Origin of the sequence: Citrobacter sp. RHBSTW-00859, assembly GCF_013729795.1 — a bacterium.
Lineage (GTDB): Bacteria > Pseudomonadota > Gammaproteobacteria > Enterobacterales > Enterobacteriaceae > Citrobacter > Citrobacter braakii.
Map to the genome: position 1 here is coordinate 1,463,101 of NZ_CP056284.1, position 22,489 is coordinate 1,485,589.

General features: G+C 51.7%; 22 protein-coding genes and 6 tRNA genes. 13 read left to right on the plus strand and 15 right to left on the minus strand.

What is annotated here, in order from left to right; translation table 11 throughout:
* Positions 1-204: 204 nt before the first annotated feature.
* Complete coding sequence (gene cysK, locus HV302_RS07155; protein WP_005121957.1) at positions 205-1,176, minus strand: cysteine synthase A; 972 nt, start codon at positions 1,174-1,176, stop codon at positions 205-207.
* A 163-nt stretch (positions 1,177-1,339) separates the two neighbouring features.
* Positions 1,340-2,101 carry a sulfate transporter CysZ gene (gene cysZ / locus HV302_RS07160; protein ID WP_016153924.1) on the minus strand — a complete coding sequence of 254 codons (762 nt, stop codon included), beginning with the start codon at positions 2,099-2,101 and terminating at the stop codon, positions 1,340-1,342.
* A gap of 230 nt (positions 2,102-2,331) precedes the next feature.
* Between cysZ and zipA the strand changes: the two genes are divergently transcribed.
* From zipA to HV302_RS07175, 3 genes are all read left to right on the plus strand, one after another.
* Positions 2,332-3,303 (plus strand): cell division protein ZipA, encoded by a 972-nt coding sequence (gene zipA / locus HV302_RS07165; protein ID WP_181627096.1) that lies wholly within the window; start codon positions 2,332-2,334, stop codon positions 3,301-3,303.
* 71 nt (positions 3,304-3,374) lie between these two features.
* On the plus strand, positions 3,375-5,390 hold the full coding sequence (gene ligA, locus HV302_RS07170; RefSeq protein ID WP_181627097.1) for an NAD-dependent DNA ligase LigA: 2,016 nt from the start codon (positions 3,375-3,377) through the stop codon (positions 5,388-5,390).
* A gap of 1 nt (position 5,391) precedes the next feature.
* Positions 5,392-5,610, plus strand: coding sequence for a DUF3820 family protein (locus HV302_RS07175; protein ID WP_016153921.1), 219 nt, complete (start codon positions 5,392-5,394; stop codon positions 5,608-5,610).
* Here the strand turns inward: HV302_RS07175 and HV302_RS07180 are convergent.
* Positions 5,607-6,605 carry a bile acid:sodium symporter family protein gene (locus tag HV302_RS07180; RefSeq protein ID WP_016153920.1) on the minus strand — a complete coding sequence of 333 codons (999 nt, stop codon included), beginning with the start codon at positions 6,603-6,605 and terminating at the stop codon, positions 5,607-5,609. The two genes, HV302_RS07175 and HV302_RS07180, sit on opposite strands and share 4 nt — an antisense overlap.
* Positions 6,606-6,694: 89 nt before the next feature.
* Here HV302_RS07180 and HV302_RS07185 point away from each other — a divergent pair, with 89 nt between their 5' ends.
* Positions 6,695-7,621 (plus strand): LysR family transcriptional regulator, encoded by a 927-nt coding sequence (locus HV302_RS07185; protein WP_016153919.1) that lies wholly within the window; start codon positions 6,695-6,697, stop codon positions 7,619-7,621.
* Positions 7,622-7,844: 223 nt separating this feature from the next.
* Here the strand turns inward: HV302_RS07185 and HV302_RS07195 are convergent.
* The 4 genes from HV302_RS07195 to HV302_RS07210 all read right to left on the minus strand — a co-directional run bounded on the left by HV302_RS07195 (position 7,845) and on the right by HV302_RS07210 (position 8,244).
* A tRNA-Lys gene (locus HV302_RS07195) sits at positions 7,845-7,920 on the minus strand.
* A 4-nt stretch (positions 7,921-7,924) separates the two neighbouring features.
* Positions 7,925-8,000, minus strand: a tRNA-Val gene (locus tag HV302_RS07200).
* Positions 8,001-8,046: 46 nt separating this feature from the next.
* Positions 8,047-8,122 (minus strand) — tRNA-Val (locus tag HV302_RS07205).
* Between the two features lie 46 nt (positions 8,123-8,168).
* A tRNA-Val gene (locus HV302_RS07210) sits at positions 8,169-8,244 on the minus strand.
* A 258-nt stretch (positions 8,245-8,502) separates the two neighbouring features.
* Between HV302_RS07210 and gltX the strand changes: the two genes are divergently transcribed.
* Positions 8,503-9,918, plus strand: coding sequence for a glutamate--tRNA ligase (gene gltX / locus HV302_RS07215; RefSeq protein ID WP_005130009.1), 1,416 nt, complete (start codon positions 8,503-8,505; stop codon positions 9,916-9,918).
* A gap of 56 nt (positions 9,919-9,974) precedes the next feature.
* Here gltX and HV302_RS07220 read toward each other — a convergent pair whose 3' ends face one another.
* Positions 9,975-10,367 (minus strand): MerR family transcriptional regulator, encoded by a 393-nt coding sequence (locus HV302_RS07220; RefSeq protein ID WP_181627098.1) that lies wholly within the window; start codon positions 10,365-10,367, stop codon positions 9,975-9,977.
* Position 10,368: 1 nt separating this feature from the next.
* A complete protein-coding gene (locus tag HV302_RS07225) occupies positions 10,369-10,731 on the minus strand; it encodes a YfeC-like transcriptional regulator (protein ID WP_016153913.1) in 363 nt (120 codons plus the stop codon).
* A 221-nt stretch (positions 10,732-10,952) separates the two neighbouring features.
* Between HV302_RS07225 and HV302_RS07230 the strand changes: the two genes are divergently transcribed.
* Positions 10,953-11,028 (plus strand) — tRNA-Ala (locus tag HV302_RS07230).
* Positions 11,029-11,070: 42 nt separating this feature from the next.
* Positions 11,071-11,146 (plus strand) — tRNA-Ala (locus HV302_RS07235).
* Between the two features lie 153 nt (positions 11,147-11,299).
* Here HV302_RS07235 and nupC read toward each other — a convergent pair.
* Positions 11,300-12,502: a nucleoside permease NupC gene (nupC, locus tag HV302_RS07240; RefSeq protein ID WP_016153912.1), complete on the minus strand. Its 1,203-nt coding sequence runs from the start codon at positions 12,500-12,502 to the stop codon at positions 11,300-11,302.
* Positions 12,503-12,775: 273 nt separating this feature from the next.
* On the opposite strand from nupC, the gene HV302_RS28530 reads away from it, so the two are divergent.
* The 6 genes from HV302_RS28530 to HV302_RS07260 all read left to right on the plus strand — a co-directional run bounded on the left by HV302_RS28530 (position 12,776) and on the right by HV302_RS07260 (position 16,493).
* Positions 12,776-12,850, plus strand: coding sequence for a hypothetical protein (locus tag HV302_RS28530; RefSeq protein ID WP_418135078.1), 75 nt, complete (start codon positions 12,776-12,778; stop codon positions 12,848-12,850).
* Positions 12,847-14,085: an Nramp family divalent metal transporter gene (locus tag HV302_RS07245; protein WP_016153911.1), complete on the plus strand. Its 1,239-nt coding sequence runs from the start codon at positions 12,847-12,849 to the stop codon at positions 14,083-14,085. Before HV302_RS28530 ends, HV302_RS07245 begins: the two co-directional genes overlap by 4 nt.
* An 83-nt stretch (positions 14,086-14,168) precedes the next feature.
* Complete coding sequence (locus HV302_RS28175; RefSeq protein WP_326928761.1) at positions 14,169-14,393, plus strand: hypothetical protein; 225 nt, start codon at positions 14,169-14,171, stop codon at positions 14,391-14,393.
* Between the two features lie 33 nt (positions 14,394-14,426).
* On the plus strand, positions 14,427-14,900 hold the full coding sequence (locus HV302_RS28180; RefSeq protein ID WP_326928762.1) for a hypothetical protein: 474 nt from the start codon (positions 14,427-14,429) through the stop codon (positions 14,898-14,900).
* Positions 14,901-14,933: 33 nt separating this feature from the next.
* Positions 14,934-15,631, plus strand: a protein-coding gene (locus tag HV302_RS07255; protein ID WP_223429336.1) for an IS1 family transposase whose coding sequence is annotated in 2 segments (ribosomal slippage) — positions 14,934-15,183 and positions 15,183-15,631 — 699 coding nt in all. Because the reading frame shifts where the segments join, the coding sequence is not laid out codon by codon here.
* Positions 15,632-15,683: 52 nt separating this feature from the next.
* A complete protein-coding gene (locus HV302_RS07260; protein WP_326928763.1) occupies positions 15,684-16,493 on the plus strand; it encodes a hypothetical protein in 810 nt (269 codons plus the stop codon).
* Here the strand turns inward: HV302_RS07260 and HV302_RS07265 are convergent.
* The 5 genes from HV302_RS07265 to mgrA form a co-directional block, all read right to left on the minus strand.
* Positions 16,486-17,697, minus strand: coding sequence for an N-acetylglucosamine-6-phosphate deacetylase (locus tag HV302_RS07265; protein ID WP_181627099.1), 1,212 nt, complete (start codon positions 17,695-17,697; stop codon positions 16,486-16,488). The genes HV302_RS07260 and HV302_RS07265 overlap by 8 nt on opposite strands.
* Positions 17,690-19,042 (minus strand): class-II fumarase/aspartase family protein, encoded by a 1,353-nt coding sequence (locus tag HV302_RS07270; RefSeq protein ID WP_181627100.1) that lies wholly within the window; start codon positions 19,040-19,042, stop codon positions 17,690-17,692. The genes HV302_RS07265 and HV302_RS07270 overlap by 8 nt, the downstream gene beginning before the upstream one ends.
* Before the next feature lie 16 nt (positions 19,043-19,058).
* Entirely contained in the window at positions 19,059-20,618 is a 1,560-nt protein-coding gene (locus HV302_RS07275; protein WP_016153907.1) for a PTS transporter subunit EIIC, read from the minus strand.
* Positions 20,619-21,020: 402 nt separating this feature from the next.
* Positions 21,021-21,350, minus strand: coding sequence for a DUF2502 domain-containing protein YpeC (ypeC, locus tag HV302_RS07280; protein ID WP_016153906.1), 330 nt, complete (start codon positions 21,348-21,350; stop codon positions 21,021-21,023).
* Positions 21,351-21,478: 128 nt separating this feature from the next.
* On the minus strand, positions 21,479-22,477 hold the full coding sequence (gene mgrA / locus HV302_RS07285; protein ID WP_016153905.1) for an L-glyceraldehyde 3-phosphate reductase: 999 nt from the start codon (positions 22,475-22,477) through the stop codon (positions 21,479-21,481).
* Between the last annotated feature and the right edge of the window lie 12 nt (positions 22,478-22,489).

Below are 22,489 nucleotides of genomic sequence, written 5' to 3' on the forward strand. Positions count from 1 at the left end.
CGAAAGGAAGAGTTGAACCAAATCATAAAATCGATTCAGCTAGCGCTTTTCCTGTAACGATTAATTTCGCGCATCAAAATAATTAGTTTGGTTAAATACCAGTTCCGGCGGGTTGAATCAATGCCAGGAGAGTTGAAAATTTGAAGCAGGCCACAAAAAAGCACCCCAAAGGGTGCTTTTTTACGCGTTTTTAACATGCTGGCATTACTGTTGCAGTTCTTTCTCTGTGAAGAGATCGGCAAACAGTGCAGTGCTCAGATAACGCTCACCCGATGACGGTAGGATAACCACAATATTCTTATTGGTAAAGGATTCATCTTCCTGGAGCTTAAGCGCGGCAGCCACGGCTGCGCCAGAAGAGATCCCTGCCAGAATACCTTCTTCTTCCATCAGGCGGCGCGCGGTAGAAATAGCTTCATCATTTGTAATGGCAACGACTTTATCGATAAGCTTCAGATCAAGGTTGCCAGGAATGAAGCCCGCGCCAATACCCTGAATTTTATGCGGGCCAGGTTTGAGTTCTTCACCCGCCAATGCCTGGGCGATAACAGGGGAGTCAGTAGGTTCTACCGCGACGGTGATCAGGTCGGTTTTGCCTTTAGTGCCTTTAATGTAACGGGTCACGCCAGTTAGCGTGCCGCCGGTGCCAACGCCGGAAATAAAGACATCAACCTGGCCATCGGTATCTTCCCAGATTTCCGGGCCGGTGGTTTTTTCGTGAATTTCCGGGTTCGCCGGGTTGCTGAACTGCTGCAGCAGCAGGAATTTTTCCGGATCGCTGGCTACGATTTCTTCCGCTTTCTGAATTGCGCCCTTCATACCTTTTGCGCCTTCAGTCAGCACCAGGTTCGCGCCCAGGGCTTTTAAGAGCTTGCGGCGCTCAATGCTCATGGTTTCCGGCATGGTCAGAGTCAGTTTGTAACCACGGGCGGCGGCAACGTAGGCCAGCGCAATCCCCGTGTTGCCGCTGGTCGGTTCTACCAGCTCAACGCCAGGTTTCAGTACACCACGTTTTTCGGCATCCCAAATCATATTGGCACCGATACGGCATTTGACGCTAAAGCTTGGGTTGCGTGATTCCACCTTCGCCAGAATGCGTCCGTTACCGATACGGTTCAGTCGAACCAGCGGCGTATGACCGATAGTCAGCGAGTTATCTTCAAAAATCTTACTCATGGCCTGTCCTTAACTGTATGAAATTGGGATACCGCTTCAGCATACCTGTTGAGAAAGTATGGGGAAGTAAGGAATTCGCATATCTATATGCTGATGAGAAATAATGCGTAGCAGTATGGAATAAGAGCGGGCATAAGCCAGCCCGCTTTTACACATTTTTGCATTACTTCCATAACGCATGTTTAGCACGATAGCAGTCTACCCACATCGCCGTGGCACCACAAACCGCTACCGGCATGATGAACAGATTGAGCACCGGAATCATGGTGAACAGGCTGGTCAATGCGCCAAACTGCATATTGGTCACCTTGCGCGTGCGCAGCGCGACGCGCATCTCCTTAAAAGGCACCTTATGGTTATCAAAAGGATAATCGCAGTACTGAATGGCCAGCATCCACGCGCTGAACAGGAACCACAGGACCGGGGCGACGGTCTGCCCAATGCCTGGAATAAAATAGAGGATCAGCAACACGAAGGCGCGCGGGAGATACCACGCCAGCTTTTGCCATTCGCGTTTCATAATGCGCGGAACGTCTTTCATAATGCCGAGAATGCCGGTGTCGGGCGGTGTTGCGCCCGTTAAACGCGCTTCCAGCTGTTCAGCCAGCAGACCGTTAAACGGTGCGGCGATCCAGTTGGCGATAGTGGAGAACAGGTAGCCGAACACCAACAGCACGGAAATGGTCACAATCGGCCACAGTAAATAGCTGAGCCACTGAAGCCAGTCAGGGACGTGACTCATCAGCGCGGGAACCCAGTTACCGAGCTGCGTAAATAACCACCAGAATGCGCCGCCCATCAGCAGGATATTCACCAGCAAAGGCAGAATAACAAAACGACGAATGCCCGGTTGGGTGATGAGCTTCCATCCCTGAGAAAAGTAATAAAGGCCGCTGCGAGGTACAACTGCAGATGATGAAACCATGGTCAGGACGTACTCCTTGTTATATAAGCTCTGGTAAACTGTGCGTATCTTACCGGGTTGTTGAGCGTTAAGCTGTTCGGAAATGTTCGAAAAAACAGCAAAAAGCACAATTTTGTTCATCTTTATGCCGTGAAAGCCAAGAGTACACTTGCACTTGGCGTAATCGACAAATACTCTTAGTGAGTAAATGTTTGCCGTGGTGGCAAGGTGTTAGAACAACAGAGAATATAATGATGCAGGATTTGCGTCTGATATTAATCATTGTTGGCGCGATCGCCATAATCGCTTTACTGGTACATGGTTTTTGGACTAGCCGTAAAGAGCGGTCTTCTATATTCCGCGATCGCCCACTGAAACGCATGAAGTCTAAACGTGAAGACGAGGATTCGTTCGACGACAACGTCGAGGAAGACGAAGGCGTGGGCGAAGTTCGCGTTCATCGTGTGAATCATGCTCCCGGTAATGCGCAGGAACATGGTGTTCCTCCTCAGTCGCCGCAACACCAGTACCAGCCGCCTTATGCGTCTGCTCAGCCGCGTCAGCCTGCGCAGCAGCCTGCACAAGCGCCGGTACCGCCGCCGCATGTTCAGCAGCCGCAGCCTGTACAACCGCAGCAGCCGGTGCAACATCAGCCTGTTCAGCAGCCACCTGCTCAGCAACCTGCTCAGCAGGCACCGCAACCTGCGCCGCAGACCTTCCAGCCAGCAGAGCCTGTTGTTGAACATCAACCGCAGCCCGAGCCGGTAGTAGAAGAAGCGCCTGTTGCTGAAAAACCGCAGCGTAAAGAAGCGGTCATCATTATGAACGTTGCGGCTCATCATGGTAACGAGCTCAACGGGGAAGTGCTGCTCAACAGCATTCAGCAGGCCGGTTTCAAATTTGGCGATATGAATATTTTCCATCGTCATTTGAGCCCGGATGGCAGCGGTCCGTCGCTGTTTAGCCTCGCTAATATGGTTAATCCGGGAACGTTTGACCCAGAAATGACGGGCGACTTCAGCACCCCTGGTGTGACTATTTTTATGCAGGTTCCGTCCTACGGGGACGAGCTGCAAAACTTTAAGCTGATGCTGCAGTCCGCACAGCACATTGCCGATGAAGTGGGTGGTGTGGTGCTCGACGATCAACGTCGCATGATGACGCCGCAGAAACTGCGCGAGTATCAGGACCGCATCCGCGAAGTTAAAGAATCTCGCGCCTGATTTTCCTCTGGCGTGACATTTCCTTTCTAAACCCCCGCCTGTCGGGGGTTTTTTATCATTGATGGTGCGATATGGAATCAATCGAACAACAACTGACAGAACTGCGAACCACGCTTCGCCATCATGAGTATCTCTACCATGTGATGGACGCGCCGGAAATTCCCGATGCGGAATACGATCGCCTGATGCGCGAACTGCGCGAGCTGGAAGCGCAGCATCCGGACCTTGTTACCCCCGACTCGCCAACCCAACGCGTTGGCGCCGCGCCGTTAACCGCGTTCAGCCAGATTCGCCATGAAGTGCCGATGCTGTCGCTGGATAACGTGTTTGATGAAGAGAGTTTTCTCGCCTTCAACAAGCGCGTGCAGGACAGGCTAAAGAGTACCGATAAACTGACCTGGTGCTGTGAACTGAAACTGGACGGCCTGGCAGTCAGTATCCTGTATGAAAACGGTGTGCTGGTCAGCGCCGCAACGCGCGGTGATGGCACCACGGGTGAGGATATTACCTCTAACGTGCGCACCATTCGCGCGATCCCGTTAAAACTGCGTGGCGAAAACATCCCTTCACGTCTGGAAGTGCGCGGTGAAGTGTTCCTGCCGCAGGCCGGATTTGAAAAAATTAACGAAGAGGCCCGCCGCACTGGCAACAAAGTGTTTGCTAACCCGCGTAACGCAGCGGCCGGTTCATTGCGCCAACTCGATCCGCGTATCACAGCGAAGCGACCGCTTACTTTCTTCTGCTATGGCGTTGGTGTGTTGGAAGGCGGCGCGCTGCCAGATACCCATCTGGGCCGCCTGCTGCAATTTAAAGAGTGGGGCTTGCCGGTAAGCGACAGAGTGGCGCTTTGCGACTCCCCGGAGGAAGTACTTGCTTACTATCACAAGGTTGAAGAAGACCGACCAACGCTGGGATTTGATATCGATGGCGTGGTGATCAAAGTCAACTCTATGGCGTTGCAGGAGCAACTGGGCTTTGTTGCCCGCGCGCCGCGCTGGGCTGTGGCCTTTAAGTTCCCGGCGCAGGAGCAGATGACTTTCGTACGCGATGTTGAGTTTCAGGTTGGACGTACCGGGGCGATTACGCCCGTCGCCCGCCTTGAGCCGGTCCAGGTTGCCGGGGTGCTGGTCAGTAACGCAACGCTGCATAACGCTGATGAAATCGAGCGTCTGGGGTTGCGTATTGGCGATAAAGTCGTCATTCGCCGTGCGGGCGATGTCATCCCGCAGGTGGTGAACGTCGTGCTTTCTGAACGCCCGGACGATACCCGCGAAATTGTGTTTCCAGCGCATTGTCCGGTTTGTAACTCTGATGTTGAACGTGTGGAAGGCGAAGCGGTCACTCGCTGCACCGGCGGTTTAATCTGCGGGGCACAGCGGAAGGAATCGCTGAAACACTTTGTTTCCCGCCGCGCGCTCGACGTCGACGGCATGGGCGACAAAATTATCGATCAACTGGTCGAGAAAGAGTATGTCCACACGCCGGCGGATCTTTTCACCCTGACCGCCGGTAAACTGACGGGGCTTGATCGTATGGGGCCGAAGTCGGCGCAAAACGTGGTCAACGCGCTGGAAAAAGCGAAAGAAACCACGTTTGCCCGTTTCCTCTATGCGCTAGGCATTCGTGAAGTCGGCGAAGCCACGGCTGCTGGTCTGGCGGCGTATTTTGGCACGCTCGACGCGCTGGAAGCCGCTTCCATTGAAGAGCTGCAAAAAGTGCCGGATGTCGGCATTGTGGTGGCGACGCACGTGTTTAATTTCTTCGCCGAAGAGAGCAACCGCGAGGTAATTGTTCAACTGTTGGCGCAGGGGATCCACTGGCCAGCGCCGGTGGTCATTAACGCTGAAGAAATCGACAGCCCCTTCGCAGGTAAAACGGTGGTGCTGACCGGGAGCCTGAGCCTGATGTCGCGCGATGACGCCAAAGCGAGACTGACCGAGTTAGGTGCAAAAGTGGCCGGTAGCGTGTCGAAGAAAACCGATCTGGTGATTGCCGGTGAAGCAGCGGGTTCGAAACTGGCAAAAGCACAGGAACTGGGTATTGCCGTGATCGATGAAGCTGAAATGATCCGCTTACTGGGTGCCTGAGATGGAAAAAGAGCAGCTGGTTGACATCGCTAATACTGTGATGCCCTTTGGTAAATATAAAGGGCGTCGGTTGATTGATGTCCCGGAAGAGTATCTGCTGTGGTTTGCCCGTAAGGATGAATTCCCGCCGGGCAAGCTTGGCGAGCTGATGCAAATCACGCTGCTGATTAAAACTGAGGGGCTGACGCAACTGGTGCAGCCCCTGAAACGTCCTCTTTAAGCCTTCGCGGCGCGGCTTTTCTGTTGCGCCTGCAATGCGTCCGTCTGTTGCTTGTAGCGACGCGCCAGCACGGCGCACACCATTAGCTGTATTTGATGGAAGATCATCAACGGCAGCACCATCATCCCAATCACCGAAGTCGGGAACAAAATATTTGCCATTGGGATCCCGTTCGCCAGGCTCTTTTTCGAACCGCAGAATACAATGGTGATTTCATCAGCTTTGTTAAAGCCGCATTTGCGCGCAACAAAGACATTTATGCCAATCACGATTGCCAGCAGTATGATGCTGACCACCACGATAAACAGCAGTGAACCCACCCCCACTTTGTGCCAGATCCCGTTAACGACGGCTTCACTGAAGGCGGAGTACACCACCAGCAAAATAGAGGATTGATCCGTTTTCGCGATCCATTTTTTATGTCGAGAAACCCAGTTTCCAATCCACGGACGTGAAAGGTGACCCAGCACGAACGGCAGCAGCAGCTGCAACATGATTTTTCCCACCTGCTCCAGGCTGCCTTCTGCGCCGTGCATATTCATCACCAGCCCTACCAGCAGCGGCGAGAGAAAAATACCCAGCAGGCTGGAGGCCGAAGCAGAACAAACGGCGGCGGCAACGTTACCGCCCGCCAGCGACGTAAAAGCGATGGCCGACTGCACAGTGGCAGGCAAAATACACAGGTACAGAAAACCGGTGTACAGCATCGGGTCAACGTTGACCGGCGCCCACCAGGCGAACAGAACGCCGAGAACCGGGAAGACAACAAACGTGCTGCACATCACCCACAGATGCAAACGCCAGTGGCTACCACCAGCAATAATGGCTTCACGCGAGAGTTTCGCCCCGTGCATAAAAAACAGCAGGGCAATGGCGGCGGTGGTTAAGCCTTCAAAGAAAGGCACAAAACCACCTTCGGCCGGGAAAAAGGACGCCAGCAAAACAACGGTAATCAGCGTTATCGTGAACGGATCAAGAATACGAAAAAGTTTCATAAAGACTCCTGAAATTCGGTAGTAACATTTTGCTTTTTTCCGTTTGAGAAATAAAATTGATTTATTGCATCCATATATGAATCGAATAGATGAATTACTCTCTGCGTCAGTTGCGTATCTTTGTCACCGTCGCTCAAGCCAAAAGCTTTAGCCGGGCGGGGGATATCATCGGCTTAAGCCAGTCGGCGGTTAGCCATAGTGTCAAAGAGCTGGAAGGGCAGACGGGTGTGCGGTTATTGGACAGAACGACGCGGGAAGTGGTACTGACGGAGGCCGGACACCAGTTGGCGGCGCGGCTGGAACGTATTCTGGATGAATTGCACAGCACGCTGCGCGAAGCCGGACAGGTAGGTACGCAGTTAACCGGCACGGTGCGGGTTGCCGCCAGCCAGACGATCTCTGCTCATCTTATTCCGCAGTGTATTGCCCAGAGTAATCAGCTTTATCCGGCTATCGATTTTGTGCTGCACGACCGGCCACAGCAATGGGTGCTGGAGAGTATTCGCCAGGGAGAAGTGGATTTTGGCATTGTGATTGATCCCGGCGCAGTCACCGATCTGCAGTGTGAAGCCGTGCTGTCTGAACCGTTCCTGCTGCTGTGTCGCCAGGATCATCCGTTAGCCCAACGAGAGTGGGTGAACTGGCAGGATTTGTATCACGAACGCCTGGTGCTACAGGATTATGCTTCCGGTAGTCGACCGCTGATCGACGCTGCGCTGGCCCATTTTTCCATTGATGCCAATATCGTTCAGGAGATAGGCCATCCCGCCACGCTGTTTCCGATGGTTGAGGCGGGGATTGGCATCAGCGTGCTGCCCGCGCTGGCGCTCCCCTTACCGCAGGGCAGCCACTTGCAGGTTAAGCGCCTGACGCCGGTTGTTGAACGGCAACTGATGCTGGCCCGACGTAAAAACCGCTCTTTATCAACCGCTGCTCAGGCGCTCTGGGATGTGGTGCGTATGCAGGCCAGTGAATTAACCGCAGCCCGCGCCCGCGATCCGTTGTATCAGTTATAACGCTCACGCTGATGGTTATCAGAGGGGAAATGGTTCTTCTCTGCATAGCAAAAAGGCGCCTTTTTACATTGGTGGGTCGTGCAGGATGACTCGCTTCGCTCGCCCTTCGGGCCGTCGCCGTAAACGGCTCCGTTGTCTCACTACGTTCGACTCGACCTGCTGCTGGTTCGAATCTTATAAATTGCAGATAGCAAAAAGGCGCCTTTAGGGCGCCTTTTTACATTGGTGGGTCGTGCAGGATTCGAACCTGCGACCAATTGATTAAAAGTCAACTGCTCTACCAACTGAGCTAACGACCCGAAGTGGTGGGTGATGACGGGATCGAACCGCCGACCCCCTCCTTGTAAGGGAGGTGCTCTCCCAGCTGAGCTAATCACCCACTTCGGTACTTCACATTTTAACAAGAAATCCAGCTGGCGAGAAAGTGGTGGGTGATGACGGGATCGAACCGCCGACCCCCTCCTTGTAAGGGAGGTGCTCTCCCAGCTGAGCTAATCACCCACTTCTCAATTTCTTGTTTTACACGGCGGAGACTACATAAAGTAGTTGGTGGGTGATGACGGGTTCGAACCGCCGACCCCCTCCTTGTAAGGGAGGTGCTCTCCCAGCTGAGCTAATCACCCCCGCTGTGTGGAGTCGCATTATAGGGAGAGTTGAAAATGAGTCAACGCATTTTCTAAAGAAATTGTTCGTTCGTCGTAAATTTAAACAAAACGATCGCAAAACAATCCGTGCGGCATGATTTGTATACGAAAATGGCAAAGCGTAATGTTCCAACCTGAACAACATTGAGGAATCAGACCACGGTGATAGAATACGAGCCTGATAATCTTCCCTGGATTTGCCGGTTGTCGGCATCTTTATAAACGTAAGGCCATTTCATGAAAATCAAAACTCGCTTCGCGCCAAGCCCGACAGGCTACCTGCACGTCGGCGGTGCGCGTACTGCTCTTTATTCCTGGCTTTTTGCACGCAACCATGGCGGTGAGTTTGTGCTGCGTATTGAAGACACCGATCTCGAACGCTCCACTCCGGAAGCTATTGAAGCCATTATGGATGGCATGAACTGGCTGAATCTGGAATGGGATGAAGGCCCGTACTTCCAGACCAAACGTTTTGATCGCTACAACGCGGTGATTGATGAAATGCTGGAAGCAGGCACCGCATATAAATGCTACTGCTCTAAAGAGCGTCTGGACGCGCTGCGAGAAGAGCAGATGGCGAACGGTGAGAAGCCGCGTTACGACGGCCGATGCCGCCACGGCCACGAGCATCATGCCGCTGATGAACCTTGCGTGGTCCGTTTTGCCAACCCGCAGGACGGTTCCGTTATTTTTGACGACCAGATCCGTGGGCCGATCGAATTCAGCAACCAGGAGCTGGATGATTTGATCATTCGCCGTACCGACGGTTCCCCGACCTACAACTTCTGCGTTGTTGTCGACGACTGGGATATGGAAATCACCCACGTTATTCGTGGTGAAGACCATATCAACAACACTCCGCGTCAGATCAATATCCTGAAAGCGCTGAATGCGCCGGTGCCAGTTTACGCACACGTATCAATGATCAACGGTGACGATGGTAAAAAACTCTCCAAACGTCACGGTGCGGTCAGCGTTATGCAATACCGCGACGACGGTTACCTGCCGGAAGCGCTGCTGAACTATCTGGTGCGTCTGGGCTGGTCCAGTGGCGATCAGGAAATTTTCACCCGTGAAGAGATGATCAAACTGTTCTCCCTTGGTGCGGTGAGCAAGTCTGCGAGTGCGTTTAACACCGAAAAACTGCAGTGGCTGAACCATCACTATATTAATGCGCTGGCACCGGAATATGTAGCAACCCATCTGCAGTGGCATATTGAGCAGGAAAATATCGATACCCGCGTAGGCCCGCAGCTGTCAGAGCTGGTTAAACTGCTCGGTGAGCGCTGCAAAACGCTGAAAGAGATGGCGCAGAGCTGCCGCTACTTCTACGAAGACTTTGCCGAGTTCGACGCTGATGCAGCGAAGAAACACCTGCGCCCGGTTGCGCGTCAGCCGCTGGAAGTGGTTCGCGACAAGCTGGCTGCGATTAGCGAGTGGACGGCAGAAAACGTGCACCATGCGATTCAGGCAACGGCTGATGAACTGGAAGTTGGCATGGGTAAAGTCGGGATGCCGCTGCGCGTAGCCGTTACCGGCGCGGGTCAGTCCCCAGCGTTAGACGTTACGGTGCATGCGATTGGTAAATCCCGCAGCATTGAGCGTATTAATAAAGCGCTAGCGTTTATTGCTGAGCGTGAAAGCCAGCAATAAGACTGATTGACCGATGAAACAACGGCAGGAGCGTATCCTGCCGTTTTTTTTGCCTGTTATTCAGACTCATCAATACCCAAACGAGTAAGAAAAGTGCGAATACCTTCGCGCGAAATATACATCGCCAGCTTTTCTTGTTCCGTTGGGGACATGTTGTCCAGTGCGCTAATTATCTGGCGGTACGCGTGGCTGCGTACTACGTGGGTGTATTCTGCCAGCGGTTCTTCAGCCTGATAAACTTCAGGAACTTTGCGAAAAGCGGGAATATTGAGCAGAAACGCGCGGACGCTGGAGTCAATATGAATCAGTCTGGCACGACCACCTTTAACGCCGGGAAACTTTTCGGTAGTCCAGTTTTGTTCTCTGATCCAACGATTGACGGTTTGTTTGGCAACCCCGAGACATTCCGCCAGCTCTTCGGTCGTCATTTTGCTGCGTAATTTTTTCATATTATTTGTTTTCGCGGATCCCTAAACGCTGTAATAAACCCGTAATGCCTTCACGCAGGATCAGTGAGGTAAACATTTTCTGTTCTGTCGGCGTCATTTCTTTAGCGAGCCTAATCAGCAGCGCTTCAACAGAGGTATCGCCGGATAACGATAAGTTATCTGATAAACCTTCGGCTGAACGCTCAGCGCTGCGAATGTATTCACGAACTTGTTCGGTGACGTGAACCAGCCGGGCTTTACCGCCCTGAACGCCTGGTTTTGGTGATGTCGCCCAACCTTCTTTGCGTACCCATTTATTGATGGTCTGTCGGCTGTATCCGGTCAGATTAGCAAGTTCTTCTGGCGTCATCCGTTCCTTGAACATAACGATTCCCTGAATAGTCGTGGGGTTAATTAGTGGTTCATTTTATAGCACCATTTTAGTAGAAACCGTGACGCGTTTAACTACTGAATGCGAGTTGTTACGCAATGTTCTTCATTTGACTGCTTTTTCAGCGATTGAATTCTATGAGTTAATTTTGCCGTTGACACACGCGAAGGGAATTCATATGATGCCGCCCGTCAACTCGACAAGCTTTACGTAATGGGGCTATAGCTCAGCTGGGAGAGCGCTTGCATGGCATGCAAGAGGTCAGCGGTTCGATCCCGCTTAGCTCCACCAAATTTAATCCCAATGAATTTGGTACGTACGTAAAAGCATCGTGGGGCTATAGCTCAGCTGGGAGAGCGCTTGCATGGCATGCAAGAGGTCAGCGGTTCGATCCCGCTTAGCTCCACCAAAATTTAAACCCTCGCTGAAAAGCGGGGGTTTTTTGTTTCTGCATCCTGCCAGTTCTTACTCTTTATCTCTTTGGTTTGCTGAATCGCAGGCATAAAAAAACCGGGGAGAATCTGAATCTCCCCGGTTTTATCACTGCGACGTTGTCTTACGCTTACAGCACCAGTGCGGCGATAGATGCGGACAGTACGCTCACCAGCGTAGAGCCGTACACCAGCTTCAGACCAAAGCGAGAAACCACGTTACCTTGCTCTTCGTTCAGGCCTTTAATCGCACCGGCGATAATACCGATGGAAGAGAAGTTAGCGAAGGAAACCAGGAACACGGACAGGATGCCTTCTGCGCGCGGGGAGAGCGTAGCGGCGATTTTCTGCAGATCCATCATCGCAACGAATTCGTTGGAAACCAGTTTAGTCGCCATGATACTGCCCACCTGCAGCGCTTCGCTGGACGGCACACCCATTACCCATGCAACCGGGTAGAAGATGTAACCCAGGATGCCCTGGAAGGAGATGCTGTAGCCAAACCAACCGGTCACGGTGGCGAACAGGGCGTTCAGGGCAGCGATCAGTGCGATGAAACCAATCAGCATCGCCGCAACGATAATTGCCACTTTGAAACCAGCCAGAATGTATTCACCCAGCATTTCGAAGAAACTCTGGCCTTCGTGCAGGTTAGACATCTGGATATTTTCTTCGCTGGCATCAACGCGGTAAGGGTTGATCAGCGACAGCACGATAAAGGTGCTGAACATGTTCAGAACCAGCGCCGCAACCACGTATTTCGGCTCAAGCATGGTCATGTACGCGCCGACGATAGACATGGAAACGGTCGACATCGCCGTTGCTGCCATGGTGTACATACGGTTGCGAGACATTTTGCCGAGAATATCTTTATAGGCGATAAAGTTCTCAGACTGACCCAGGATCAGAGAGCTGACGGCGTTGAAGGATTCCAGTTTGCCCATACCGTTTACTTTGGATAACAGGAAACCAATCGCGCGGATGATTACCGGCAGTACGCGGATATGCTGCAAAATACCGATCAGGGCGGAGATGAAGACGATCGGGCAAAGCACTTTCAGGAAGAAGAATGCCAGGCCTTTATCGTTCATGCTACCAAAGACAAAGTTAGTCCCTTCATTAGCAAACCCGAGCAGTTTCTCAAACATCTCGGAGAAGCCTCTCACGAAGCCCAGACCGACATCAGAGTTCAGGAAGAACCATGCCAGTAACACTTCGATAACAAGCAATTGAATAACATAACGAATGCGGATTTTTTTACGGTCACTGCTTACCAGCAGTGCGAGTACCGCAACCACGGCAAGGGCCAGGACAAAATGAAGAACGCGGTCCATATTTGCTCCAAATATGAGGCAGGTTTAGTTTTCGTGCACATTCTATGTAACAACCATAAAGAAAACGAGATCAAACACACACTATAATAAGGACCTGTGACGAGATTCAAAATTAGTGATCGGTGATACACTTCCGTTATGTTTAGTATGGAAGTGAAAAGTTATGTCACTGTGCTATTCTCATAACAATAATTAAACATCTCGCCAGTATTTCCAGAATCCTTATCGATCCATAGACAAACGCTATCAGAGAAATCAACGTCACCCATTAAAATGAATTTGATAATCATTCTCAGTAGGCGTAGCTTGAAACATAGCAAAGGCTATGTTTCTGAGGCATTAAAATGACTAACGATCGCGTTGAGAGTAGCAGTGGGCGGGCAGCGCGCAAGTTGAAGCTCGCATTAATGGGACCTGCGTTCATCGCGGCGATCGGTTATATCGATCCGGGTAACTTCGCCACCAATATCCAGGCAGGGGCCAGCTTTGGTTATCAATTGCTGTGGGTGGTGGTCTGGGCAAACCTGATGGCGATGCTGATTCAGGTGCTGTCGGCAAAACTCGGCATTGCTACGGGTAAAAACCTGGCGGAGCAAATTCGCGATCATTATCCTCGCCCGGTGGTGTGGTTCTACTGGGTGCAGGCAGAAATTATCGCTATGGCAACAGACCTTGCTGAATTTATTGGCGCTGCGATTGGCTTCAAACTGATCCTCGGCGTCTCCTTATTGCAAGGGGCCGTACTCACCGGCATCGCGACGTTCTTAATTCTGATGCTGCAGCGTCGCGGTCAAAAACCGCTGGAAAAGGTGATTGGCGGCCTGCTGCTGTTTGTGGCCGCGGCTTACATTGTGGAGCTGGTTTTTTCCCAACCGAACTTCGCGCAGCTTAGTAAGGGAATGGTGATCCCAAGCCTGCCTAATTCCGAAGCGGTGTTCCTGGCCGCTGGGGTGCTCGGTGCGACTATCATGCCGCACGTCATTTATCTGCACTCTTCCTTAACTCAGCATTTGCACGGCGGAACACGCCAACAGCGCTATGCGGCCACTAAATGGGATGTGGCTATCGCTATGACGATTGCCGGATTTGTCAATCTGGCGATGATGGCGACGGCTGCCGCTGCATTTCATTTTAGCGGGCATACCGGTATTGCCGATCTCGATCAGGCGTATCTGACCCTTGAACCGTTGTTGAGTCACGCTGCAGCGACGGTGTTTGGTTTAAGCCTGGTGGCTGCGGGACTCTCTTCTACCGTGGTCGGTACGCTGGCGGGGCAGGTGGTGATGCAAGGGTTTATCCGTTTTCACATTCCGCTATGGGTACGCCGTACCGTCACCATGATGCCATCATTTATTGTGATTCTGATGGGATTGGATCCGACCCGTATTCTGGTGATGAGTCAGGTGTTGCTCAGTTTTGGTATCGCGCTGGCGCTGGTGCCGCTGCTGATCTTCACCAGCGACAGTAAGCTGATGGGGGATCTGGTCAATCGTCGTTGCGTTAAACAGATTGGCTGGGTCATTGTGATACTGGTCGTGGCGCTCAATCTCTGGCTACTGGCAGGCACGGCGATGGGGTTATAATCAACCGTGACTCGCGACGGGTCACGGTTTTAATTGAGCTTTTCCTCTATTATGTGCCCTGCATAATTAACTGGCAGGCGTTCATGAATCACTTTGATCTCTCTTTCCTGAAATATCTCCAGGACAACAGTCCGCTCCCCGTTGAAGAGGCCGTCGAGCGTTTCGGTAAAACGCTCTCCACGCTAAAACGGACAATGAAAGAGCTCAATGAACTTCTGCCAGAAAATGTCCAGCTACATCAGGATAATCAGTTTATTACCACCCGGATTGGCTACAGCGAATACCGACAGTTTTTAGCGCGCGTCTAGTTTAATCGCTATATCACTACGGCAGAAGAGAGGGTGAAGGATCTCTTTGTGGCGCTCTGTTTGCACGATGTGGTGAATAAAAATGATTATTACAAAAAATTTTATGTCAGTGCGGGAACGGTAAAAAATGATAATCCCGTCATGATGAGCCTGGTGCAGGAACGCGATCTGATTGTGCAAAGTATCCCGCGTAAGGGCTCCCGGCTTGCGGGGGATGAGTTCCAGCTGCGGCTGGCGGCGTGCATGACGATACTAAAAACGGTTGAAATTGGTGAGGATCACCGACTTATCGCCCACCAGGCCAATGAGCCGACAGGCCGTTCGATTGCCGAACAGTTTCTTCATGAGTGTGCTGCAGAGATAAACCAGGCGGCAGACTATTACGAAGAGAAAATCAGTCCGGTCATCGCCCTGGGATATAACGGCAGAAAATACTTACTGGTCTATCTTAGCCTTGCTCTGCACCGTATCCGCAGGGGACACAGGGTGATGCTGCCAACTTACTGATTTAGTGTATGATGGTGTTTTTGAGGTGCTCCAGTGGCTTCTGTTTCTATCAGCTGTCCCTCCTGTTCAGCTACTGACGGGGTGGTGCGTAACGGCAAAAGCACTGCCGGACATCAGCGCTATCTCTGCTCTCACTGCCGTAAAACATGGCAACTGCAGTTCACTTACACCGCTTCTCAACCCGGTACGCACCAGAAAATCATTGATATGGCCATGAATGGCGTTGGATGCCGGGCAACCGCCCGCATTATGGGCGTTGGCCTCAACACGATTTTACGTCACTTAAAAAACTCAGGCCGCAGTCGGTAACCTCGCGCATACAGCCGGGCAGTGACGTCATCGTCTGCGCGGAAATGGACGAACAGTGGGGCTACGTCGGTGCTAAATCACGTCAGCGCTGGCTGTTTTACGCGTATGACAGGATACGGAGGACGGTTGTGGCGCACGTCTTCGGTGAACGCACTCTGGCCACACTGGAGCGTCTTCTGAGCCTGCTGTCGGCCTTTGAGGTCGTGGTATGGATGACGGATGGCTGGCCGCTGTATGAATCCCGCCTGAAGGGAAAGCTGCACGTAATCAGCAAGCGTTACACTCAGCGCATTGAGCGACATAACCTGAATCTGAGACAACATCTGGCAAGGCTGGGACGGAAGTCACTGTCGTTCTCAAAATCGGTGGAGCTGCATGACAAGGTCATCGGGCATTATCTGAACATAAAACACTATCAGTAAGTTGGAGTCATTACCGGGACACAGAATTACGGAGAGTTCGGCGGCTGAGTTTTTGACAACCTTTGCTTATGCCGTATTGCCTGATGCGGATGAAAATATCTGTCTGGATCTGCTGATTGCTTCACTGACGTTTACTCATCGCCCCTTCACATTATACGACGCCCGGCTGGTCTCTTACGTTAAGCGCACCTGTCACGCTTTAGCCGGATGTCTGGAAAACACCATTCACAATCAGCACGCCTGGTTTGCGGAGATTTATAATTTTATCTATGCCGCCATCATCCAGAATAAATTTCATCTCTGGTTCGATGATAAAAAGCTCCATGATGTCCAGCGACGCTATCCTGAGCTATGGGAACATGTCCAGTATGCGGTGAAAGAGATTGAACATAACTGGCAAACGACCTTTTCTGCTATTCACCTGGCAACCCTGGTGCTGATTATCAAAAAGTATGCGCTCAAAAATCGGGTTGTTGGCGATAAGAAAAAGCGGGTCATTATTGTGACGAACTCGTCAGAGAGTAAAGTCGGCTATTTTAAAGAGATGCTTTTCTCCCGCTTCCATATTGAAATCCCCGCCTGCATCAACATCAATGAGATTGCGCGGCTTCAGCAGCTCGAATTCGACCTGCTGATTACCTTTACAAACAAGATATCGAGTCATCTCCGGTACGCCGGGCTGGATTATGTCAAAGTGAATTTCTGGCTCACGCAGGACGATCTCCTGTTATTACGCGAAAATGGACTTCCCTCCGCGCGCAAAAAAATACCTGCTGAGGACTTTATTCAGCAGGTTCAGGGAATGAGCCAGGAGGCGTTAAAAATTTTTCTTGATACGCATTACAGTGATATTTTTATTTAGCCAGAGGTTGCGAAACGCCGCGACACCAGACGGCTTCCAGGTTTAACTCTGCACCCAACACGAGAATATCGGCATCTTTTCCTGACGTCAGGCTGCCTTTTCTCGCGTCAACACCCGCCAGGATAGCCGGATTAAGGCAGGCAATCTGCGCGGCTGAAACCCAGCCTTTTTCCAGCCTGTCGACCACATTTTTCACGGAGTCCAGAAAGCTCATCTCCAGTTTGCACACTTCGGACCATTCCGTGGGTGAAACCGTTCGGGTCTTTCCGCTGTGGTCGGTGATTTCAAGACAATGATTGTGAATGCGAAACGTCTCCTGGCGCAGGTAATGGTGGAATTCAGATCCTTCGGGAAAATCCACATATCCCAGACAATCGCTGACCATGACCAACCGGCGATCTTTTTTCAACCGATAGAGAATGTCGAACACTTCTGGTCGCAACGTAATCCCGCTCTGCTTTGCCACCTCGGCATACGTATTCTGATGGTACATCAGCGCCCCCACCACGCCAGGCTCCCGGTGATGCAGCCCGCGCATGGCGCTAAAGGCATGGGTAAAGTGGGTTAAACCGGCTTCAATAGCGAGAGTGGTTTCATCAAAGGTGGCGTCGGTATGACCGGCTGACACGGTGACGCCTGACTGGCGTAAATAGCGGATTAGCGCCAGGGCGCCCGGCAGTTCGGGTGCGAGCGTCATCAGACGGATATTTCCCCTCGCGGCGTGCTGATAGCGTTTGAACCCTTCGATATCGGGTGGTTGGATTGCGTCCTTGCTCTGCATTCCGCTGTATGCAGGGTTAATAAAGGGGCCTTCCATATGAATACCCACCGCTTCGGCACCATCTTCCGCTTTTGCGTCTGCAATCCAGTCCGCGGCGGTGGAAAGACTCTCCAGCAAGAACGTTTCCGGCTGGGTGGCTGATGTTGCAAGCCACGCGGTAACCCCGGCGTTAACCAGATCCCGGCTCATCGCCTGCAAAGAACGGCGTTCACCTCTCCAGGCAAACGACCCTCTCCCCCAGCCGTGAACGTGAATATCCACAAAACCGGGCATCAGCATGGCATGGCCATAATCGACGATTTTCCCTCGCGGTGTACTGTCGAGGCCAGAAATACGTCCGCTTTCAATATGCAGATAGCCGCTTTCGATTCCATTCGGGGTGACAATGCGTTCACTTGCCAGAGAAAGCAGGGGATCAGCCATTGTCTTTCTCCCATACGCGAGCGGCCGTTTCCTCGGCGATTTCTGCGCAAAGACCGATGTAGTGAGCAGGATCCAGCAGCGTATTAATTTCTGAGTCGCTAAAGTGCTGGCGAATAAGAGGGTCATCACGCAGCACATCAGCGTAGGGGATGCCTTCATGCGTGCTGCGCATTGCCAGTTGGTAGACGCGTTCATGTGCGGCATCTTTGCCCAGCCTTTCCACCAGTTGCATCATGATTTTTTCGCTATTAATAAGACCATGCGTTAACTGCACATTCTGGCGCATACGACCAGGATTGATGACCAGCGTCCGCGTCAACTCTTCGGCTCGCATCACAATCTCAGCCATTAACTCCATACTCTCCTGAATATTACCGTCAAAGATAAAGTAAGCGGAGCTGTCTGCTTCGAAGGGACGTGGGCTGACATACAGGCAGGAGGTCAATACTGAGTACAATTTCTGCGCGTTGGCGATGATCCCCTTCGCCAGTTTAGGATTCACTTTTTGCGGCATGGTGCTGCTGCCAACGGTGCCTTTAGTGAAGGCTTCTGAAACTTCGGCAAACTCTTCGCTTGAGGTCTGATAAACCTCTTCGGCTATTTTGTGTAACGTCGTCGCCAGCAGGCACAAATTACTGATGTATTCAGTGCGGTAAATGCGCGAGTTGCGGGAGGGAATCGCCATTGAATGCATTCCCAGCTTTTGGGCAACGCTATCCTGAACCCGGCGGCCGGTTTCACCGGTTGCGTGGAAGGCGCCCACGGCTCCCCCCATCATCACGGTAAAGACGCGTTTTTCCGCTTCATGCATGCGCTGCCGGGCGCTCAGTAACTCATCAATCCACACGGCGGCTTTATAGCCCCAGGTGATGGGCAGCGCGTGCTTACCGTGGGTACGTCCGGCCATAATCGTTGCTTTATGGTCAGATGCCATCTTTGCCAGGTTACGCAGAATATCGTCCACAAAACCCTGCATGATGGTATCGAACTGCTTTGCCAGATAAAGCTGTGCGGTTTGCTGAATATTCTGCGTGGTGACGCCGTAATGCACGTATTTTCCGCTTTCACTGTCACAGGCTTTGACCAGCACTTTGATGACCGGAACGAAGCCGTGACCAATCTCGCGCAGCAGGCGTTCCATTTCCGTCAGGTCAATCTTATCCACGTGGCAGTTAGCGGTAATATTGACTGCGGCGCTGGCGGGGATCATGCCGTGTCCGGCCTGTGCCTGAGCCAGGGCGGCTTCAACATCGAGCCATGACTGTACCCGCGCTGGCTGTGCGAGCAGAGATTTCATTCCTCGATCGTCGATCGTTTTGCTTTTTGAATCATACAGTGCACGCATTACTATCTCCTTGAATTTATTTCGCACCGACGAGGCGGTCGTCTACCGCGTTACGGACAAATTCTACGTGTGGGCCGAATACCACATGAACATGGTTGCTGGAGGGGATAAAGGTTCCCAGCGAGCCAGATTCTTTAAGAATGGCCATGTCCATTTTTTTCTGATCTTTCAAATCAATACGTAACCGTGAAACGCAGTTTTCAACGCGCTTGATATTGTCTGTCCCGCCCAGCCCCTGAATCACCAGTTCGGCGACTTTGTCGTACTCTTTATTGTTCAGTAAGGTGCTGTCAGCGATTTCACTCTCGCGGCCTGGGGTCTTAATATCAAATTTACCGATCGCGAAGCGGAAGACGAAATAGAAGACAACAAAGTTAATCACGCCGAGGATAATTAAATTAATCCATTGGGTGTGTTCATACATCAAACCGAAAATACCAAAATCAAAAATAGTGCCGCGAATATAGCCGATGGAGACTTCCAGTAATTGCAGTGGAATGGTCAATAAGCCACAGAGTACCGCATAGACAATAAAGAGTTTTGGCGCGATAAACAGGAAGGAGAACTCCAGCGGTTCGGTAATATTCCCCAGCATGGCGGTCAGCACCACGGTCAGGATCATCCCTTTGGCAAATTTCTTATTCTTGAAATAGGCCATGTGGTACATCGCCAGACCAATCGCCGGAACGCGGAAAAGCGTCGTGAGCATTTGTGATGAGGCAAGATAGCTGGTGAGCGTCGGCATATACTCTTTCCAGGCCGGATGGGTGGGACCAAGCTCAAACAGGATTTTATTGATAGCGGGCAAAATACCGACATAGGTCTGCCCGTCAATCAGGTACGTACCGCCTGCCGCGGTGAAACGCACGGTGGAACTGAGGACGTGGTGCAGGCCAAACGGGATCAGCAGGCGATTGAGCGTCATATAGATACCTGCACCAATGTTGGGTGCCATCATTATTGTTGATATGGCGCGCATACCTGCGGTAAACAGATCCCAGATAAAAGGAATGATCAAGCCGACGGGAATGGAAAAAGCAATGGCTAAGATCGCGACGGATTTTTTACCGCTGAAAAAGGCGAAAGCGAGAGGTAATTGCAGCCGGTAAAAACGGTCGGTTATTTTAGCTGCCAGCAGCCCGGCAATAATACCGCCCAGCGCTTCGATTTTCAGCGTCTGAATACCTAATACCATTCCCTGTCCGACGAAAGCCATATCCTCTTTCGCCAGCGTACCTGCCAGCTTAAGATGCACATGCATGGCGATAAGCAGAGTCAGGTAAGCCACGACGGATGCAAATACAGCAATCCCTTTTTCTTTTTTAGACATACCGTAGGCGACACCCATCGCGAACAGTAAAGGAATATTATTAAAAACGACGCTGCTGATTAATCCCAGAGAAGAGAGAATTGCTCTGAAAATTTCATTGCCCAGAAAGGGGAGTTTATCAATCATATAGCTCTGCCCTAACGCAGCGCTAATACCCATGACCATCCCCACAGGCGCCAGTACGGCGATCGGTAATAATAGCGATCGACCGAATGTCTGAATTTCATTCTTAAAATTAGCATTCATAAGTTAATCCTGACGTGAATTCTCTTGAGGATAAGATACGTTCAGGAGATTTTTGCTCAAGGGCAAATAGTGAAAAATAAAAAGCGCAGGATTTGACCATAAAAAAGCAGCCTGCAGGTTAATGCTGGTCACTTAAGGATTGATTAGCTGCAAAGGTATTTTTTATTAAAGCGAAACGGATTGAACTGAAAGTCAGCGTACTGAAGCGATCCGAAGGAAGACGACATAAGGCGAATGGATCACGAAGTGACGATTTTTCCTGCCGGAAGCCTGGGTGGCAAGGGAGACGGTGAACCTCCCTTGCCCGTTACGGGAATGAGGGGTTCAGAGAAACAATGAACATACGGTGAACGGAACCCTTTGCCATTGTTAAAAATTCTCTGTTACCACAGGTTCCTTTTCTTAATGACGATGCCCGTGACCGCCGCGCCCACGACCGCGATGGTCGTCACGGTCATTCCAGCCTTCTCGGTAGCCGCGTTCATAAGCTTTGCGTTTATCCCAGCCACGATGGTAGCCGTTGTCATGACGCCACCAGCGATTTTTGCGCCACTCATAGTTATGGTGCCAGTAATCCCGGTCGCGCCAGCGGCCGCCATCCCAGTAGTTACCGTAATTATCGCGATCGCCAATTTGCAATTTTATTGATGGCAGCAGGGTGATTTCGCCAGCGTTCGCGGCCAGCGGTGTAAAAGCCATTAAGACTGCCGCCAGAATCAGTGACCTGAACATGTTTTCTCTCCTTCACGATCGAGCCGTAGCCGGCCTGTTAACGTAATATTACGGGGCAGTAAAGCCCCGTTTCATCGCCACAACTCTTAAATCGCAAGTGAGAGCACTTTTTGTTAATAAATGTGTCTTTATTTCAACCGACTCAGAATGGCATCAATCTCCGCGCACTCTTCAGGCGTAAAGTGACGGTTTGCCAGCATGCCGACGGCATCTTCAATTTGCGCCGGTTTACTGGCACCAATCAGCACAGACGTGACCTTGTCTTCCCGGAGAACCCACGCGAGCGCCATCTGAGACAGCTTTTGTCCCCGTCGCTCTGCCAGTGCGTTCAGCGCTCGAACTTTTTCCAGTTTTTGTGGGGTGATCTGGTCCGGATTCAGAAAACGGCTGGTGCTTGCGGCGCGAGAATCCGCAGGAATACCGTTCAGATAGCGGTCGGTTAACTGCCCGCCAGCCAGCGGTGAGAAGGCGATACTACCGACGCCTTTTTCCTGTAATAGCGACAGCAGGCTCTCTTCGACCCAACGCTCAAACATAGAATATTTGGGCTGATGAATAAGGCATGGCGTACCTAAATCGTCGAGTATTTCAATCGCTTGTCTGGCAAGTTCAGCCGGATAGTTAGAGAGGCCTACGTACAGCGCTTTGCCCTGACGGACGATATGATCCAGTGCACGCATGGTTTCTCTGAGCGGTGTTTCAGGGTCGGGGCGATGGTGGTAGAAGATATCGACATACTCCAGCCCCAGACGCTTCAGGCTTTGATCGAGGCTGGCAATCAGGTATTTGCGTGAACCCCAGTCCCCGTAAGGGCCTTCCCACATGGTGTAACCTGCTTTGGTGGAGATGATCAGCTCATCTCGCCACGGTAAAAAATCTTCCTGCAGGATGCGACCAAAATTTCGCTCCGCTGAACCCGGCGGTGGACCATAGTTATTCGCCAGATCAAAATGGGTGATCCCCAGATCGAATGCACGCTGTAACAGCGCCCGACTGTTCTCGACCTGCGTGGTATCACCAAAATTGTGCCACAACCCCAGTGATACAATCGGGAGCTTGAGGCCGCTCTGACCGCAGCGGCGGTACTCCATTGTCTGATAACGATTTTCAGCAGCCTGATAAGCCATATAGCCTCCTGT

Bases quoted from the DNA above. Each gene is read 5' to 3' on its own strand.
- cysK (WP_005121957.1), bottom strand. From the start codon at position 1,176: ATGAGTAAGATTTTTGAAGATAACTCGCTGACTATCGGTCATACGCCG.
- cysZ (WP_016153924.1), bottom strand. From the start codon at position 2,101: ATGGTTTCATCATCTGCAGTTGTACCTCGCAGCGGCCTTTATTACTTT.
- zipA (WP_181627096.1), top strand. From the start codon at position 2,332: ATGATGCAGGATTTGCGTCTGATATTAATCATTGTTGGCGCGATCGCC.
- ligA (WP_181627097.1), top strand. From the start codon at position 3,375: ATGGAATCAATCGAACAACAACTGACAGAACTGCGAACCACGCTTCGC.
- HV302_RS07175 (WP_016153921.1), top strand. From the start codon at position 5,392: ATGGAAAAAGAGCAGCTGGTTGACATCGCTAATACTGTGATGCCCTTT.
- HV302_RS07180 (WP_016153920.1), bottom strand. From the start codon at position 6,605: ATGAAACTTTTTCGTATTCTTGATCCGTTCACGATAACGCTGATTACC.
- HV302_RS07185 (WP_016153919.1), top strand. From the start codon at position 6,695: ATGAATTACTCTCTGCGTCAGTTGCGTATCTTTGTCACCGTCGCTCAA.
- gltX (WP_005130009.1), top strand. From the start codon at position 8,503: ATGAAAATCAAAACTCGCTTCGCGCCAAGCCCGACAGGCTACCTGCAC.
- HV302_RS07220 (WP_181627098.1), bottom strand. From the start codon at position 10,367: ATGAAAAAATTACGCAGCAAAATGACGACCGAAGAGCTGGCGGAATGT.
- HV302_RS07225 (WP_016153913.1), bottom strand. From the start codon at position 10,731: ATGTTCAAGGAACGGATGACGCCAGAAGAACTTGCTAATCTGACCGGA.
- nupC (WP_016153912.1), bottom strand. From the start codon at position 12,502: ATGGACCGCGTTCTTCATTTTGTCCTGGCCCTTGCCGTGGTTGCGGTA.
- HV302_RS07245 (WP_016153911.1), top strand. From the start codon at position 12,847: ATGACTAACGATCGCGTTGAGAGTAGCAGTGGGCGGGCAGCGCGCAAG.
- HV302_RS28175 (WP_326928761.1), top strand. From the start codon at position 14,169: ATGAATCACTTTGATCTCTCTTTCCTGAAATATCTCCAGGACAACAGT.
- HV302_RS07265 (WP_181627099.1), bottom strand. From the start codon at position 17,697: ATGGCTGATCCCCTGCTTTCTCTGGCAAGTGAACGCATTGTCACCCCG.
- HV302_RS07270 (WP_181627100.1), bottom strand. From the start codon at position 19,042: ATGCGTGCACTGTATGATTCAAAAAGCAAAACGATCGACGATCGAGGA.
- HV302_RS07275 (WP_016153907.1), bottom strand. From the start codon at position 20,618: ATGAATGCTAATTTTAAGAATGAAATTCAGACATTCGGTCGATCGCTA.
- ypeC (WP_016153906.1), bottom strand. From the start codon at position 21,350: ATGTTCAGGTCACTGATTCTGGCGGCAGTCTTAATGGCTTTTACACCG.
- mgrA (WP_016153905.1), bottom strand. From the start codon at position 22,477: ATGGCTTATCAGGCTGCTGAAAATCGTTATCAGACAATGGAGTACCGC.